The organism is Prescottella sp. D32 (genome assembly GCF_037287305.1).
GTDB classification, from domain to species: domain Bacteria; phylum Actinomycetota; class Actinomycetes; order Mycobacteriales; family Mycobacteriaceae; genus Prescottella; species Prescottella equi.
The window spans coordinates 112,359-126,894 of sequence record NZ_JARBSW010000002.1 but is presented as its reverse complement, the minus strand read 5'-3'; the positions used below and the strand labels follow the sequence as shown (position 1 = coordinate 126,894).

Here is a 14,536-nt window from a genome sequence, read left to right as displayed (position 1 = left end):
TAACCTGGAGACGTGAGTCTCCTCGATCTGCATGCCGACCCCATCGATCTCACCGCGGCGCTCGTGGACATTCCGAGCGTGTCGCACGACGAACGCGCAATCGCCGACGCGGTCGAGGAGGCGCTGCGGGAGCAGACCACGGGCTTCGAGGTGATCCGCAACGGCGACGCCGTGCTGGCCCGCACCGACCGGGGCCTGCCCAGTCGGGTGATGCTGGCCGGCCACCTCGACACCGTGCCGATCGCCGACAACGTCCCGAGCCGGCGCACGGTGGACGAGCGCGGCGATCTGCTGCACGGTTGCGGCACCGTCGACATGAAGTCCGGTGACGCGGTGTTCCTGCACCTCGCGGCGACCGTCGCCGACCTGGCGCACGACCTCACGCTGGTGTTCTACGACTGCGAGGAGATCGCCGCGCAGTACAACGGTCTCGGCCGGATCGAACGCGAGTTGCCGGACTGGCTGCGCGCCGACGTCGCGATCCTCGGCGAGCCCACCGGCGGACTCATCGAAGCGGGCTGCCAGGGCACCCTCCGAGTGCGGCTGAGCACGTCGGGCGTGCGGGCGCATTCGGCCCGATCCTGGCTGGGCGACAACGCCATTCACAAGTTCGCCCCCGTGCTCGAGCGGCTGTCGGCGTACGAGGCCCGGTCCGTGGACATCGACGGATGTGTCTACCGCGAGGGCCTGTCCGCGGTGCGGATCTCGGGTGGGGTGGCCGGCAACGTCGTGCCGGACGCCGCGGAAATGGACGTCAACTTCCGGTTCGCGCCCGACCGCAGTGTCGATCAGGCGATCGACCACGTGCGCGAGGTGTTCGACGCGTCGGCGCTGGCCGGACTGGAACTCGGGTTCGAGGTGACCGACAGTTCGCCCGGCGCGCTGCCGGGACTCGCCAACCCCGCCGCGGCCGCACTGATCGCCGCCGCGGGCGGGCAGTTCCGCGCCAAGTACGGCTGGACCGACGTCTCCCGGTTCTCGGCGCTGGGGATCCCGGCGGTCAACTACGGCCCGGGCGACCCGAACCTCGCGCACAAGCGGGACGAGCACGTGCCGGTCCAGCAGATCACCGACGTGGCGCATGTGCTGCGTGGATACCTGAGTGCGTGAACGCCTAGCCTGGGCCGCATGGCACCTGACAGGAAGACCGGCGCCGCCCGGCCCGACAGTTCGACGGTGAAACACCGCGGTCCGGTCATGCTGCGGCGCGATCGCAAGGCCGAGTCGACGAACGCCGACCGCAGACTGCTCGATCAGCGTGGACCGACCGACTGGGTGCACACCGACCCGTGGCGGGTCCTGCGGATCCAGAGCGAGTTCATCGAGGGCTTCGGGGCGCTCGCGGAGGTGCCTCGTGCGGTCACGATGTTCGGCTCGGCCCGCACACCCGAAGAGTCCGCCGAGTACGCGACGGCGCACGACCTCGCTGCCGCCCTGGTGGACGCCGGCTTCGCGGTCATCACCGGCGGCGGCCCGGGGGTGATGGAGGCGGCCAACCGCGGGGCCAGCGAGAACGGGGGCTACTCGATCGGGCTCGGCATCGAGCTCCCCTTCGAGCAGCGCCTGAACGACTGGGTCGACCTGGGCATCAACTTCCGGTACTTCTTCGCGCGCAAGACGATGTTCGTCAAGTACTCGCAGGCGTTCATCTGTCTTCCGGGCGGGTTCGGGACGCTGGACGAGTTGTTCGAGGCGCTCACCCTGGTCCAGACGCGCAAGATCACGAGATTCCCGATCGTCCTGGTCGGGACGGAGTTCTGGTCCGGGCTGATGGACTGGCTGCGCAGTGCCCTCGAACGGTCCGGCAAGATCTCGCCCGGCGACATCGACCTCATCCACGTCACCGACAGCATCGACGAGGTGGTCCGCATCGTCGTGGAGTCGCAGCAGGGCGTGGACGAGGCTGCACTTCTGGGAGACGAGGACGAATGGTGAACGAGGACAGGACTGCCGGGAAGTTCGCCGTGTGCGTGTACTGCGCGTCCGGGCCCGTCGACGAGAAGTTCCTGCGGCTGGCGTCCGAGGTGGGCGCGGCGATCGGGCGCCGCGGGTGGCAGCTGGTCTCCGGCGGCGGCAACGTGTCGATGATGGGCGCTGTCGCCACTGCGGCGCGTGAGGCCGGCGCGTGGACCGTCGGGGTTATCCCGAAGGCGCTCGTGCACAAGGAGGTTGCGGACGTCGACGCCGACGAGCTGATCGTCACGGACACGATGCGTGAGCGCAAGAAGATCATGGAGGACCGGGCGGACGCCTTCGTCACGTTGCCCGGCGGTATCGGCACGCTCGAGGAACTGTTCGAGACGTGGACCGCCGGATACCTCGGGATGCACGAGAAGCCGGTGGTGATGCTCGACCCCGTCGATCACTTCCGGGGCCTGCTCGAGTGGCTCGAAAGCCTGAAGCCGCAAGGGTTCGTGGCGCAACGTGCGCTGGACGGTCTGATCGTGACGGGAGACGTCGAGACTGCACTGGACGCGTGCGCGGGGTGAAAGCGGTGCCGCTCCAGGGGTTCCGGGGACGGGTCACAAAGGTTACTGTGAAGTAAGAAACGACCCGTCCCCTCCCGACAAGGATGCCGATGAGTTCAGACGCCGCCGCTTCGACGATCGGTCTGGTGCAGTTGGCGCTGCAACTGCCACGCATGGCGACGGAGATTCCGAGCCTGGCTCGCGGCGCACTCGGCCTCACCCGCAAGCCGGACGCGCGCGAATCCATCGGCCGTGTCTTCCAGGACCTGGCACGACGCCAGCCGGATCGGCCGTTCATCCGGTTCGACGGTGCCTCGATCAGCTATCGGCAGGCGAACGAGCGGGTGAACCGCTACGCCGACGTGCTCGTCCAGCAGGGCGTCGAGCGCGGCGACGTGGTCGGGATCCTGATGAAGAACCGTCCCGAGACGTTGCTGCTCACCCTTGCGGCCGTCAAGCTCGGTGCCGTCGCCGGCATGCTGAACCACAATCAGCGGGGCGAGGTCCTCGCGCACAGCCTGTCGCTGCTCGACAGTCGGGTCCTCGTCGTGGGGGAGGAGTGCGACGAGGCGATCTCGTCGCTGTCGGGGGCGCCGGACGCGGACACGGTGCTGTCCGCGGGCAAGCTGGACGAGCTCGCCGAAAGTGCCGATCCGTCGAATCCTGCTGTGTGCGAGCAGATCCAGGCCAAGGAGCGCGCGTTCTACATCTTCACGTCCGGCACGACGGGGATGCCCAAGGCCAGTCTGATGAGCCATTTCCGGTGGCTCAAGAGCATGTCCGGGCTCGGGGCGATGGGAGTCCGGCTGCGCCGCAACGACACCCTGTACTGCGCGCTTCCGCTCTATCACAACAACGCCCTGACGGTCTCGCTCTCGTCGGTCCTGTCGTCGGGTGCCACGTTCGCCATCGCCCGTACCTTCTCCGCGTCGCGATTCTGGGACGACGCGAAGCGCAACGGTGCCACCGCGTTCGTCTACATCGGCGAGGTGTGCCGCTACCTGCTCAACCAACCCGAGCGACCGTCGGACCGCGACAACGGGATTCGGCTCATGGTGGGTAACGGGCTCCGGCCGGAGATCTGGACCGAGTTCACCGAGCGCTTCGGGATCGACCGCGTCGCCGAGTTCTACGGCGCCAGCGAGTGCAACATCGCGTTCGTCAACGCGCTCGGCGTCGAGCGCACCGCCGGCGTCTGCCCTCTGCCGCACGCGGTGGTCGAGTACGACCAGGACACCGGGCGGGCACGACGTGCGCAGGACGGGCGGCTGCGCCGCGTCCGCGTCGGCGAGGTGGGCCTGCTGCTGTCCAAGGTCACCGACCGGGCGCCCTTCGACGGTTACACCGACCCCGAGGCCACCGAAAGCAAGCTCGTCCGAGACGCTTTCAAGGACGGCGACTGCTGGTTCGACACCGGTGACCTCGTCCGCGACCAGGGCTTCATGCACGTCGCGTTCGTCGACCGGCTGGGCGACACCTTCCGCTGGAAGGGGGAGAACGTCGCGACGACCGAGGTCGAGGGCGCGATGTCGGCGCACCCGGCGATCGAGCAGTCGGTTGTGTACGGCGTCGCGGTCCCGGGCGCGGACGGCAAGGCCGGCATGGCCGCGGTGACGCTCCGGGACGGACACGAACTCGACGGTGCCCGGCTGGCCGCGCACCTGTTCGACCGGCTGCCGTCGTATGCGGTCCCCCTCTTCGTGCGCGTCGTCGACTCCCTCGAGACGACCTCGACGTTCAAGAGCCGCAAGGTGGAACTGCGGGAGGAGGCGTACTCGTCGGATGTCGAGCGGCTCTACGTGCTGGCGGGTCGTAGGGACGGATACCGGCCCGCGTACGACGGGTACGTGCGTGAGGTGGCCGACGGGACCGCTCCCGGGGCGTAGTGAGACGTCGGTCATGCGAACATGGGGGCATGGCACCGCGCCCCGCCTCCGACAACGATTCGGTGACCTCGGCCCCCTGGGCACCCGGTCACGTCCTGCCCACGTTGTGCGGCAGGCCGGTCGCGACCGATCGTGCCCTCGTCATGGCGATCGTCAACCGCACCCCCGACTCGTTCTACGACCGCGGCGCGACCTTCTCCGACGAAGCGGCGATGGCAGCCGTCGACCGCGCGGTGGACGAGGGGGCGGACCTCGTCGACATCGGAGGGGTGAAGGCCGGACCGGGCACGCTGGTGGACGCCGCCGAGGAGACCCGTCGCGTGGTCCCGTTCGTCGAGGCGATCCGCGCGCGCTATCCGGACGTCATCATCAGTGTCGACACGTGGCGCAGCGAGGTCGCGCGCCTTGCGTGCGCCGAGGGTGCCGACCTCATCAACGACACGTGGGCGGGCGCGGACCCGGGTCTGGTGGAGGTCGCCGCGGAACTGGGCGCCGGCATCGTCTGCTCGCACACCGGGGGAGCGGTCCCGCGTACGCGGCCGCATCGCGTGCGGTACGCCGATGTGGTCGCCGACGTCGTCGACGAGGTGGTGCGAGCGGCAGAGCACGCCACCGCGCTGGGGGTGAAATCCGACTCGATCCTCGTCGACCCGACTCACGATTTCGGGAAGAACACCTTCCACGGGCTCGAATTGTTGCGCCGCGTGGAAGATCTCGTTAACACCGGATGGCCTGTCCTGATGGCCCTGAGCAACAAGGATTTCGTCGGGGAGACTCTAGGAGTGGAACTGGCGGACAGGTTGGAGGGCACTCTGGCGGCCACCGCTCTCGCGGCGGCCGGCGGCGCCCGCGTGTTCCGCGTCCACGAGGTTGCCTCGACCCGTCGGGTGGTCGACATGGTCGCCGCGATCATGGGAACACGGCAGCCCGTCCGCACCGTACGGGGGTTGGCATGAGCATCACCGAGGCGTCACGCACGTGGACGGACGCGAACAGCTGGGATCACCCGGAGTGGAGCATCGCCGAGCTCGAGCGCGCCAAGGCCGGACGGACCGTGTCCGTGGTTCTGCCCGCGCTCGACGAGGAGAAGACCGTCGCCGGAGTCGTCGACACCATCCACCCGCTGTTGGGAGGCCTGGTCGACGAACTGATCGTGCTCGACTCCGGCTCGAGCGACGCCACGGCTGAGCGGGCCGCGGCCGCCGGTGCGACGGTGATCAGCCGGGAGGACGCCGTGCCGGGCCTGCCTCCGGTCGCGGGCAAGGGGGAGGTGCTGTGGCGGTCGATTGCCGCGAGCACCGGAGACCTGATCGCCTTCGTCGACTCCGACCTCGTGGAACCGGACCCCGCGTTCGTCCCGAAGTTGCTGGGTCCGCTGCTCACGGTCGACGGCATCCACCTGGTCAAGGGCTATTACCGCCGGCCGCTGCGAGTCAGCGGCACCGAGGACGCCAACGGCGGTGGACGCGTCACCGAACTGGTCGCCCGACCCATGCTGGCGGCGCTGCGCCCCGAACTCACGTGCGTTCTGCAGCCTCTGGGCGGTGAGTACGCCGGTACTCGCGAGCTGCTGTCGTCGGTACCGTTCGCGCCCGGCTACGGGGTCGAGATCGGACTGCTGCTCGACACCTACGACCGCCTCGGCCTCGGCGCCATCGGCCAGGTCAACCTGGGGGTGCGCAAGCACCGCAACCGGCCGCTGTCCGAACTCGGGGTGATGAGCCGGCAGATCATCGGCACGATGCTGCGGCGCTGCGGCGTCGACGACACGGGTGCCGGACTGACCCAGTTCCTGGTGGACGGCGACTCGTTCGTGCCGGCGTACACGGACGTTTCGCTGGCCGATCGGCCGCCGATGAGCACGGTCCGGCCGTGACCGCTCACTCCTGACGGCCGGTGTCGGGGGTTCGTGACAGGATCGGGGCATGCTGACGGTCCTGATCTACCTGTTGGTCATGGTGCTCGTCGGTGGCCTGCTCTTCCTCGGCGCGAGCGCCGTGTTCGGTCGTTCCGAGGAATTGCCGCCGCTGCCGCCGGGGACCACCGCGACGGTGCTGCCTGCCGAGGACGTCACCGCGGCGGACGTGAAGGCGTTGCGGTTCCAGCAGACGTTGCGCGGCTACAAGGCGAGCGAGGTCGACTGGGCGCTGGACCGCCTGGGTCGGGAAATCGACTCGCTGCGAGCACAATTGGCGGCCCGTGACGCGGGTGCCGGTGCCGCCGGCCAAGCGGGGGACCCGGAGGTGCCACGATGACGCTCGACGAGCGGTCGCGCTGCCCGTGGGCGGTCGACTCCGCAGGCTCCCGGCTCTACACCGACTACCACGACCTCGAGTGGGGGCAGCCGCTGCACGGCCGCGACGAGCTGTTCGAGCGCCTGTGCCTGGAGGCGTTCCAGTCGGGACTGTCGTGGATCACGATCCTGCGCAAGCGCGAAGCGTTCCGGAAGGCCTTCGACGGGTTCGACCCCGAAAGAGTGGCCGTCTACCGCGAGGCAGACGTCGAACGTCTGCTGGGCGATGCCGGGATCGTCCGCAACCGCGCGAAGATCGAGGCCGTCATCGGGAACGCGCGCGCCGTCCTCGACCTGTCCGGCACGGACCTCGACACGCTGCTGTGGTCGTTCGCACCGCCGCGGCGCGCCAGGCGCCTGGACCGAGTCGAGGACGTTCCGGCCGTCACCCCCGAGTCCACGGCGATGGCGAAGGAGCTGAAGCGTCGCGGCTTCCGTTTCGTGGGCCCTACCACTGCGTATGCGCTCATGCAGGCCACCGGGATGGTGGACGATCACCTCGCGTCGTGCTGGGTCGAACCGGGCTCGTGAGGGCGCCGGATTCGAGGGGTTTTGTGCCTCAGCTACCCGGCAACCCACTCGATAGGGAAGAATGGACCAGGAGCCTCGCTAATTGCTGGCGGGGCAAACGGTAACCCGAGGCGCTAGCGGAGTCCGGCGCAGATTTGGAGGGAGCAGAGGATGGCGGCCATGAAGCCCCGGACCGGGGACGGTCCCCTCGAGGCAACCAAAGAGGGACGAGGAATCGTCATGAGGGTTCCACTCGAGGGCGGTGGACGTCTGGTCGTCGAACTGACCCCGGAAGAGGCTGCGGCGCTGGGGGACGAACTCAAGGGTGTCACCAGCTGATCGGTGCATCCCTCCGCGGTGTCTCGGCCGGGTCGGCTCACGATTGTCAGTGAGACAACCCGGCCGATGCCTGTGTGGCGATCGTCGCGCGGTGGCTCGAACGACGGATCTGGCGGAAAGGGCACGGCGGTACCGGTGCTGGCGGATGTGAGTGCGCTCCTCGCGTGCCCTCAGTGTGGTGACGGGCTCGACCCGGTGGATCGGACCCTGGTCTGCCCGCGTGGCCACAGCTTCGACGTGGCCCGGCAGGGCTACGTCACGCTGCTGACCGGCGCCCCCAGCAAGTTCACCGGCGACAGCCCCGAGATGGTTGCGGACCGCTGCGAATTCCTCGACGCCGGTCACTTCGACCCGCTGATGGCGGCGGTGGCCGACGCTGTCGTGCAGTCCACCCCGGACGACGTCGAACCGCGGATTCTGGAAGTGGGCGCGGGAACCGGTCACTATCTCGCCCGCGTGCTCGATGCGGCGCCGACCGCTCGAGGTATCGGACTGGACGTCTCCAAACCGGCGGCGCGCCGGCTGGCGCGATCGCACCCGCGGGCCGCGGCGGTCGTCGCCGACGTGTGGCGGCAACTGCCGGTGCTGGACGGGGTCCTCACCCACGTGCTGTCGATCTTCGCGCCGCGCAACGCTGCCGAGATCGACCGCGTCCTCGGCGACGGCGGAGTCCTCGTCGTGCTCACCCCCACCGACCGCCACCTGCGCGAACTGGTCGACCTGCTCGGCATGGTGCGCGTCGACGACCGCAAGGTCGAGCGCCTCGGCGAGACGCTGGCGGGACGTTTCGAGCGGGTCCACCGCACGCCCGTCGAGGTCACCATGCCGCTGTCGCATCGCGACGTCGACCACCTCGTCGGAATGGGGCCCTCCGCTCGCCATCTGCCCCCCGAGCGGCGCGCCGAGGCGATCGCCGCTCTGCCCGAACCGTTCCCGGTGACCGCGTCGGTCGTGGTCTCGAGCTATCGGCGAGCGAGTACGTCCCGGTAGACCTCCAGCGTCTGCTGCGCCACCCGGGCCCACGAGAACTCGGCCGTTGCACGGGCGCGTCCCGCACGACCCATCTGCGCTGCCGCGCCGGCATCGGCGGCCACCGCGTTGACCGCGTCGGCGAGCGCGTGTTCGAAGGCCTCCACCTCGTACGAGTTGTAGTGCACGAGGCGTCCGGTGACACCGTCCTGCACCACCTCCGGGATTCCGCCGACGTCCGAGGCGACCACCGCCGTGGCGCACGCCATCGCCTCCAGGTTCACGATCCCCAGCGGCTCGTAGACCGACGGGCACACGAAAACCGTCGCGGCGGAAAGTATTTCGCGCACCTGGGCGGTGGGTAACATGTCGCGGATCCAGAACACTCCGCCTCGCGCCGCGGCGAGGCGGGCGACCTCCCGCTCCGTCTCCTCCGCCAGTTCCGCCGTGTCGGGCGCGCCCGCGCACAGCACCAACTGGATCGAGGGATCGAACCGGTGCGCGGCGGCGACGAGGTGGGCAAGTCCCTTCTGTCGGGTGATGCGTCCGACGAAAACCGCGATCGGCCGCTCGAGCGAGATGCCGTGCGCGGCGAGTACCGAGGTGGCGCCGGCGTCTGCCGGGCCGGGGTACCAGACGTCCGTGTCGATCCCGTTGTGCACCACGTGCACTCGGGCGGGATCGATCGCCGGATAGGTGTCGAGCACGTCGGCCCGCATTCCGGCGCTGACCGCGATGATCGCGTCGGCATGTTCCATCGCGTTGCGTTCGGACCACGACGAGATCCGGTATCCGCCACCCAGCTGCTCGGCCTTCCAGGGCCGACGCGGCTCGAGCGAGTGCGCCGTGACGACGTGCGGGATGTCGTAGAGAGCGCCCGCGAGGTGCCCGGCGAGACCGGTGTACCAGGTGTGCGAGTGTGCGACGTCGGCGCCCCCCGCGCCGTTCGCCATCCGCAGCTCCGCCGACAGTGTGCGCAGGGCGGGATTGGCGGCGGACAGGTCCGCGTCCGGGTCGTGGACGACGGCGCCGTCGCGCGCCCTGCCCATGCAGTGGACGTCCACCTCGCACAGCGCGCGCAGGTGCGAGACCAGCTCGGTCACGTGGACACCCGCGCCGCCGTAGATCTCCGGGGGATATTCCTTCGTCATCATCGCGACCCGCACCGGCTAAACGTAACCGCCGGAACCCGTTTCCGGCCAGCGGCGCCGGGCGTTTGCCTGCAACGCTGGCGGCGGCCGGTGGACGCCGGATAGGTTGACTGGTGTGAGGAGTCAGCCACATGTGCTCGGGATCGTGCTCGCCGGTGGCGAGGGTAAACGCCTGTACCCGCTCACCGCTGACCGCGCCAAGCCCGCCGTCCCTTTCGGCGGCGCGTACCGGCTCATCGATTTCGTGCTGAGCAACCTCGTGAACGCCGGTTACCTGCGGATCTGCGTGCTCACCCAGTACAAGTCGCACTCCCTGGACCGGCACATCTCCCAGACCTGGCGGTTGTCCGGGTTCGCCGGCGAGTACATCACCCCGGTCCCGGCGCAGCAGCGGCTCGGGCCACGGTGGTACACGGGCAGTGCCGACGCGATCTTCCAGTCGCTCAACCTGGTGTACGACGAGGACCCCGAGTACATCGTCGTCTTCGGTGCCGACCACGTGTATCGGATGGACCCCGAGCAGATGGTCCAGCATCACATCGACTCCGGCGCCGGCGTCACCGTCGCCGGCATCCGGGTGCCCCGCAGCGAGGCGTACGCCTTCGGCTGCATCGACAGCGACGAATCCGGCCGGATCACTCAGTTCCTGGAGAAGCCGGCGCATCCGCCCGGGACCCCCGACGATCCCAACGTCACCTTCGCGTCGATGGGTAACTACGTGTTCACCACGAAGGTTCTCGTCGACGCCATCCGGGCCGACTCCGAGAACTCGGACTCCGACCACGACATGGGCGGGGACATCATTCCCGCGCTCGTCGACGCCGGGGTCGCCTCGGTGTACGACTTCAAGAACAACGTGGTGCCGGGTGCCACGGACCGGGACCGCGGGTACTGGCGCGATGTGGGGACGATCGACGCGTTCTACGACGCGCACATGGACCTGGTGTCGGTGCACCCGGTGTTCAACCTCTACAACCGGCGCTGGCCCATCCGCGGTGGCGCCGAGAACCTCGCGCCGGCCAAGTTCGTCAAGGGCGGTCTGGCACAGGAATCGGTGGTCGGCGCCGGATCCATCCTGTCCGCGGCGACGGTTCGCAATTCGGTACTGAGCTCCAACGTGATGGTCGAGGACGGCGCCACCGTCGAGGGCAGCGTCCTGATGCCGGGCGTGCGCGTCGGCAAGGGCGCCGTGGTGCGTCGCGCCATCCTCGACAAGAACGTCGTCGTGGGGGAGGGCGAGATCATCGGCGTCGACCTCGAACGTGACCGTCAGCGTTTCGCGGTCAGCAACGGCGGCGTCGTCACGATCGGGAAGGGCGTCTGGATCTAGCGATCAGAGGCGGGCGGCGCACAGCAGGCCGTCGCCGATGGGGAACAGCACGCGGGTGAGGCGCTCGTCGTCCGCGATCGCGCGCGCGGCCTCGCGCACCGCGACCGTCGCCGCGTCGCGCTGGCCGGGATCGGCGACCCGACCGCCGAGCAGCGCGTTGTGGAGCACGATGACGCCGCCCGGGCGCAGCAGACGCACACCCTCGCGGACGAAGTGCGGGTGATCCGCCGGGGCGTTGTCCACGAACACCAGGTCGTACGCGGAATCGGCGAGCCGCGGCAGCACGTCGAGGGCGCGGCCGTTGATCAGCCGGGTGCGGGACGGGGCCACGCCCGCGACCCGGAACGTCTGCTTGGCGGCGCGCTGGTGCTCGGGCTCGCTGTCGATGGTGGTGAGCACGCCGTCCTCGCGCATGCCCCGCAGCAGCCACAGACCACTCACTCCTGCGCCCGTCCCGACCTCGACGACCGTCTTCGCGTCGAGCATCTTGGTGAAGAGCGCGAGGGCCGCCCCCACGGGCGGAGGCACGGGCGCTGCGCCGAGTTCCACGGCGCGATCGCGCGCGGTGGCGAGCATCTCGTCCTCGAGGATGGTGTCCTCGGTGTGAGTGAGAATTCGTTCGGCGTTGGTGAGCACGCAATAGAGGCTAGCCGGGCCGTTCCTGCGCGGTGCCGAGGCTCGCTCGGGTCCGCGCCCTGCAAGATTCTCAGGCGCCGCTCAGGTTGCTCATATTCGCCACATATCGAGGTGCGAGAGGGTGATCTCATCGCCGGACGACTAGACCGCACGGCGTGAAGATCGCGCAACCGCGGATCGTCGGGAACAATTTCTCGTTCTCGGGAGTTGAACCGGCAGAATTCCGTGTCTCGTGATCAGCGGTCCTGAGTAGGAGGATCCACCCATCCACATGATCAATGCCGAACGCATCGACACCGACACCGCCGACCGTACGCTCGCGGCGGGCACAGATTCAGGTGTGTCCGCGCTCGGCATCGACGCGGACGTGACCGAACCGACGGGCACCGCCGCGTTCGACGCAACGGGAGACAAGTCCGCGATGCCGTCGTGGGACGAGCTCGTTCGCGAGCACGGCGACCGGGTCTACCGGCTGGCCTACCGGCTCTCCGGCAACGCACAGGACGCCGAGGATCTCACCCAGGACACCTTCATCCGCGTGTTCCGATCGCTGCAGAACTATCAGCCCGGCACGTTCGAGGGCTGGCTGCACCGCATCACCACGAACCTCTTCCTGGACATGGTCCGCCGCCGCAACCGCATCCGCATGGAGGCGCTGCCGGAGGACTACGACCGCGTCCCCTCCGACTCGCCCAACCCCGAGCAGATCTACCACGACGCCCGGCTGGCCCCCGACCTGCAGTCCGCGCTGGACTCGCTCGCGCCGGAGTTCCGCGCCGCCGTGGTCCTGTGTGACATCGAGGGCCTGTCGTACGAGGAGATCGGTGCGACACTTGGCGTCAAGCTGGGTACTGTTCGCAGCAGGATCCATCGTGGACGACAGGCGCTGCGTGAGCACCTCGCCGCGAATGGAAAGGTTGATGCCGACCAGATCGGTGTCGGGTAGGCAATGCAGGAGGGTTTGATGACGCAGGCGCGCAGACCTCGTCAGTTCGGCTCTACCGAGCACCTTGCGAGCGAAGCGATCGCGTCGTACGTGGACGGCGAACTGCGGATGAACGCCTATCTGCGCGCGTCGCAGCACTTGGCGCTGTGTCCGGACTGCGCGGCCGAGGTGGAGGCGCAGCAGCAGGCCCGCATCGCGTTGCGCCGCGCCGCCTCCGAGGTGTCGATGCCGAGTTCCCTGCTCGGCCTCCTCAGCCAGATTCCCCGGTGTCATCCGGCCGAGCCCGATCCCGCGCCCCGGCAGGACTCCGTGCCCGGGATCATCTCCTTCGAACGCGACAGCGACATCGCCCGGCGTTGGCCCTTCCGCCGTCGGCGCTGACGTGCCGCGACCCGCGCGGTCGCCCGAATCGGCGATACTGGCATCCGTGATCGACGCACACGAGGGGGATACACGCGCGTGACGGCTGACTCGAGGACGCCCGGAGCGGCGGACGCCGGATCGGATCGACCCGAGGGGCCCCGTCTGGCCCCGCGCCCGGTGTACCGCCCCGAGGTGGATCCGGCCGCCACGCACGCCTTCGGTCGTCCCGCGGACGTCACCGGCTCGTTCGTCCGCGCCGCCGATCCCCGGGCCGGTGGACCGTCCCCGATCCGAGTCGGACGACCCGACCCGGTGCTGGCCGAGGCTTTCGGCCGCCCCGACGGCGAGTCCGACTCGATCCAGCGCGCACCCGAACCCGTGGTCGAGATCCCGGCCGCCGACGACACTCCCGCCGATCCGTGGCGCGATCCCGATGCACCCGTGCGCCTCGGCGCGCCCGCCGAGGCGGGCGACGGTCCGGCCCGGATGCCCGACGCACCCAAACTGGGTGTGCGGGACGTCCTGCTCGGCGGCCACGTCGAGGGCAAGGCGCTGGCCGGGCTGGCGGCGCTCGCGCTCGCGATCGGGCTCGTCGGTGGGCTCATCGGAATCGCGGCGACGTCGGATCGGGACAGCCTCACCAGTCGCAGCGTGACGCTGTCGCAGTCGGGCGACGACGGCGAGGAACCGGTGGGACAGATCGCGGCGGTCGCCGACGCGGTCCTGCCGTCGGTCGTCTCCATCCAGGTGGCGCAGGGCGAGCAGTCGGGCACCGGCTCGGGCGTCGTCGTCGACGGCGCCGGATACATCGTCACCAACAACCACGTCATCTCGATGGCCGCCACCGCCCCGGAGGGCGCGACGATCCGGGTGACGTTCTCCGACGGAACCAAGGTGCCGGCGCAGATCGTCGGCCGCGACATCAAGACCGACCTCGCGGTCCTCAAGACCGACGCGCGCAACCTCACGGTTGCCGATCTCGGCAAGTCCTCGGAGGTGCAGGTCGGCCAGGACGTCGTGGCCGTCGGGTCACCGCTCGGGCTGAACAAAACCGTGACCCGGGGAATCGTCAGCGCCCTCAACCGGCCCGTCCGGCTCAACGGTGCGGGCACCGACACCGATGCGGTGATCGACGCCGTGCAGACGGACGCCGCGATCAACCCCGGCAATTCGGGTGGCCCGCTGATCGACATGGACGGCCGGGTCATCGGCATCAACTCGGCGATCCGTTCGGAGAGCGGTGGGTCGGTGGGTCTCGGCTTCGCGATTCCGATCGACGACGTCACGGCGGTCGCGCAGGAGCTGATCCGCAACGGAGTCGTCCACCACCCCGAGATCGGCGTCAATGCGCGGACCGTCATCAACGACGCGACCAGCGGCGCCGAGGTGGCGAACGTGCAGGCGGACAGCCCCGCACAGAAGGCCGGCATCGTCGAGGGCGACGTGATCGTCAACGTCGGGGATCGGTCGGTGTCCAGCGCCGACGAACTGATCGTCGCGGTGCACGACCAAGAGGTCGGCAAACCGGTGACCGTGCAGTTGTTCCGGTCCGGACGGTCCGTCGACGTGGAAGTGACCCCGACATCGGACTGACGGAATGCGTCGCGTATGTGAAATTTACGTATCGCACGAGCGGGTCCGCGTG

The 14,536-nt window shown here is 69.2% G+C and carries 16 protein-coding genes; 14 read left to right on the top strand and 2 right to left on the bottom strand.

Going from position 1 to position 14,536, the window contains the following annotated elements; translation table 11 throughout:
* The first annotated feature begins 12 nt into the window (after window positions 1-12).
* The 10 genes from dapE to PSS76_RS10080 all read left to right on the top strand — a co-directional run bounded on the left by dapE (window position 13) and on the right by PSS76_RS10080 (window position 8,486).
* Entirely contained in the window at window positions 13-1,110 is a 1,098-nt protein-coding gene (gene dapE, locus PSS76_RS10125) for a succinyl-diaminopimelate desuccinylase (RefSeq protein WP_005514470.1), read from the top strand.
* Between the two features lie 18 nt (window positions 1,111-1,128).
* The gene (locus PSS76_RS10120; RefSeq protein WP_013415389.1) at window positions 1,129-1,935 is read left to right on the top strand and encodes an LOG family protein; all 807 of its coding nucleotides are present in this window, start codon (window positions 1,129-1,131) and stop codon (window positions 1,933-1,935) included.
* Window positions 1,929-2,489 (top strand): cytokinin riboside 5'-monophosphate phosphoribohydrolase, encoded by a 561-nt coding sequence (gene log / locus PSS76_RS10115; protein WP_005514468.1) that lies wholly within the window; start codon window positions 1,929-1,931, stop codon window positions 2,487-2,489. The genes PSS76_RS10120 and log overlap by 7 nt, the downstream gene beginning before the upstream one ends.
* Window positions 2,490-2,572: 83 nt before the next feature.
* Entirely contained in the window at window positions 2,573-4,354 is a 1,782-nt protein-coding gene (locus PSS76_RS10110) for a long-chain-acyl-CoA synthetase (protein ID WP_013415390.1), read from the top strand.
* Window positions 4,355-4,383: 29 nt separating this feature from the next.
* Window positions 4,384-5,310: a dihydropteroate synthase gene (folP, locus tag PSS76_RS10105; RefSeq protein WP_005514466.1), complete on the top strand. Its 927-nt coding sequence runs from the start codon at window positions 4,384-4,386 to the stop codon at window positions 5,308-5,310.
* Window positions 5,307-6,230, top strand: a complete 924-nt coding sequence (locus PSS76_RS10100; RefSeq protein ID WP_005514465.1) for a glucosyl-3-phosphoglycerate synthase — start codon at window positions 5,307-5,309, stop codon at window positions 6,228-6,230. Before folP ends, PSS76_RS10100 begins: the two co-directional genes overlap by 4 nt.
* A gap of 49 nt (window positions 6,231-6,279) precedes the next feature.
* Complete coding sequence (locus PSS76_RS10095) at window positions 6,280-6,609, top strand: DivIVA domain-containing protein (RefSeq protein WP_005514464.1); 330 nt, start codon at window positions 6,280-6,282, stop codon at window positions 6,607-6,609.
* Complete coding sequence (locus PSS76_RS10090; RefSeq protein WP_005514462.1) at window positions 6,606-7,178, top strand: DNA-3-methyladenine glycosylase I; 573 nt, start codon at window positions 6,606-6,608, stop codon at window positions 7,176-7,178. The genes PSS76_RS10095 and PSS76_RS10090 overlap by 4 nt, the downstream gene beginning before the upstream one ends.
* 150 nt (window positions 7,179-7,328) lie before the next feature.
* Window positions 7,329-7,496: a DUF3117 domain-containing protein gene (locus tag PSS76_RS10085; protein WP_003931055.1), complete on the top strand. Its 168-nt coding sequence runs from the start codon at window positions 7,329-7,331 to the stop codon at window positions 7,494-7,496.
* A 135-nt stretch (window positions 7,497-7,631) separates the two neighbouring features.
* Window positions 7,632-8,486 carry a putative RNA methyltransferase gene (locus PSS76_RS10080; RefSeq protein ID WP_037084453.1) on the top strand — a complete coding sequence of 285 codons (855 nt, stop codon included), beginning with the start codon at window positions 7,632-7,634 and terminating at the stop codon, window positions 8,484-8,486.
* Here PSS76_RS10080 and glgA read toward each other — a convergent pair.
* The gene (gene glgA / locus PSS76_RS10075) at window positions 8,459-9,631 is read right to left on the bottom strand and encodes a glycogen synthase (protein WP_337456165.1); all 1,173 of its coding nucleotides are present in this window, start codon (window positions 9,629-9,631) and stop codon (window positions 8,459-8,461) included. The two genes, PSS76_RS10080 and glgA, sit on opposite strands and share 28 nt — an antisense overlap.
* Before the next feature lie 100 nt (window positions 9,632-9,731).
* Between glgA and glgC the strand changes: the two genes are divergently transcribed.
* Window positions 9,732-10,946: a glucose-1-phosphate adenylyltransferase gene (glgC, locus tag PSS76_RS10070; RefSeq protein ID WP_022594859.1), complete on the top strand. Its 1,215-nt coding sequence runs from the start codon at window positions 9,732-9,734 to the stop codon at window positions 10,944-10,946.
* A gap of 3 nt (window positions 10,947-10,949) precedes the next feature.
* Here glgC and PSS76_RS10065 read toward each other — a convergent pair whose 3' ends face one another.
* A complete protein-coding gene (locus PSS76_RS10065; protein WP_005514457.1) occupies window positions 10,950-11,582 on the bottom strand; it encodes an O-methyltransferase in 633 nt (210 codons plus the stop codon).
* A 271-nt stretch (window positions 11,583-11,853) separates the two neighbouring features.
* Here PSS76_RS10065 and sigE point away from each other — a divergent pair, with 271 nt between their 5' ends.
* The 3 genes from sigE to PSS76_RS10050 all read left to right on the top strand — a co-directional run bounded on the left by sigE (window position 11,854) and on the right by PSS76_RS10050 (window position 14,484).
* Complete coding sequence (sigE, locus tag PSS76_RS10060) at window positions 11,854-12,528, top strand: RNA polymerase sigma factor SigE (RefSeq protein WP_005514455.1); 675 nt, start codon at window positions 11,854-11,856, stop codon at window positions 12,526-12,528.
* Between the two features lie 18 nt (window positions 12,529-12,546).
* Entirely contained in the window at window positions 12,547-12,909 is a 363-nt protein-coding gene (locus PSS76_RS10055) for a cupin domain-containing protein (RefSeq protein ID WP_022594862.1), read from the top strand.
* A 78-nt stretch (window positions 12,910-12,987) separates the two neighbouring features.
* Window positions 12,988-14,484 (top strand): S1C family serine protease, encoded by a 1,497-nt coding sequence (locus tag PSS76_RS10050; RefSeq protein ID WP_337456164.1) that lies wholly within the window; start codon window positions 12,988-12,990, stop codon window positions 14,482-14,484.
* Window positions 14,485-14,536 lie beyond the last annotated feature (52 nt).

Excerpts from the sequence above, each read along its gene's own strand:
- PSS76_RS10085 (WP_003931055.1), top strand. The coding sequence starts at position 7,329 with ATGGCGGCCATGAAGCCCCGGACCGGGGACGGTCCCCTCGAGGCAACC.
- PSS76_RS10110 (WP_013415390.1), top strand. The coding sequence starts at position 2,573 with ATGCCGATGAGTTCAGACGCCGCCGCTTCGACGATCGGTCTGGTGCAG.
- PSS76_RS10090 (WP_005514462.1), top strand. The coding sequence starts at position 6,606 with ATGACGCTCGACGAGCGGTCGCGCTGCCCGTGGGCGGTCGACTCCGCA.
- sigE (WP_005514455.1), top strand. The coding sequence starts at position 11,854 with ATGATCAATGCCGAACGCATCGACACCGACACCGCCGACCGTACGCTC.
- PSS76_RS10095 (WP_005514464.1), top strand. The coding sequence starts at position 6,280 with ATGCTGACGGTCCTGATCTACCTGTTGGTCATGGTGCTCGTCGGTGGC.
- PSS76_RS10100 (WP_005514465.1), top strand. The coding sequence starts at position 5,307 with ATGAGCATCACCGAGGCGTCACGCACGTGGACGGACGCGAACAGCTGG.
- PSS76_RS10120 (WP_013415389.1), top strand. The coding sequence starts at position 1,129 with ATGGCACCTGACAGGAAGACCGGCGCCGCCCGGCCCGACAGTTCGACG.
- log (WP_005514468.1), top strand. The coding sequence starts at position 1,929 with ATGGTGAACGAGGACAGGACTGCCGGGAAGTTCGCCGTGTGCGTGTAC.
- folP (WP_005514466.1), top strand. The coding sequence starts at position 4,384 with ATGGCACCGCGCCCCGCCTCCGACAACGATTCGGTGACCTCGGCCCCC.
- PSS76_RS10055 (WP_022594862.1), top strand. The coding sequence starts at position 12,547 with ATGACGCAGGCGCGCAGACCTCGTCAGTTCGGCTCTACCGAGCACCTT.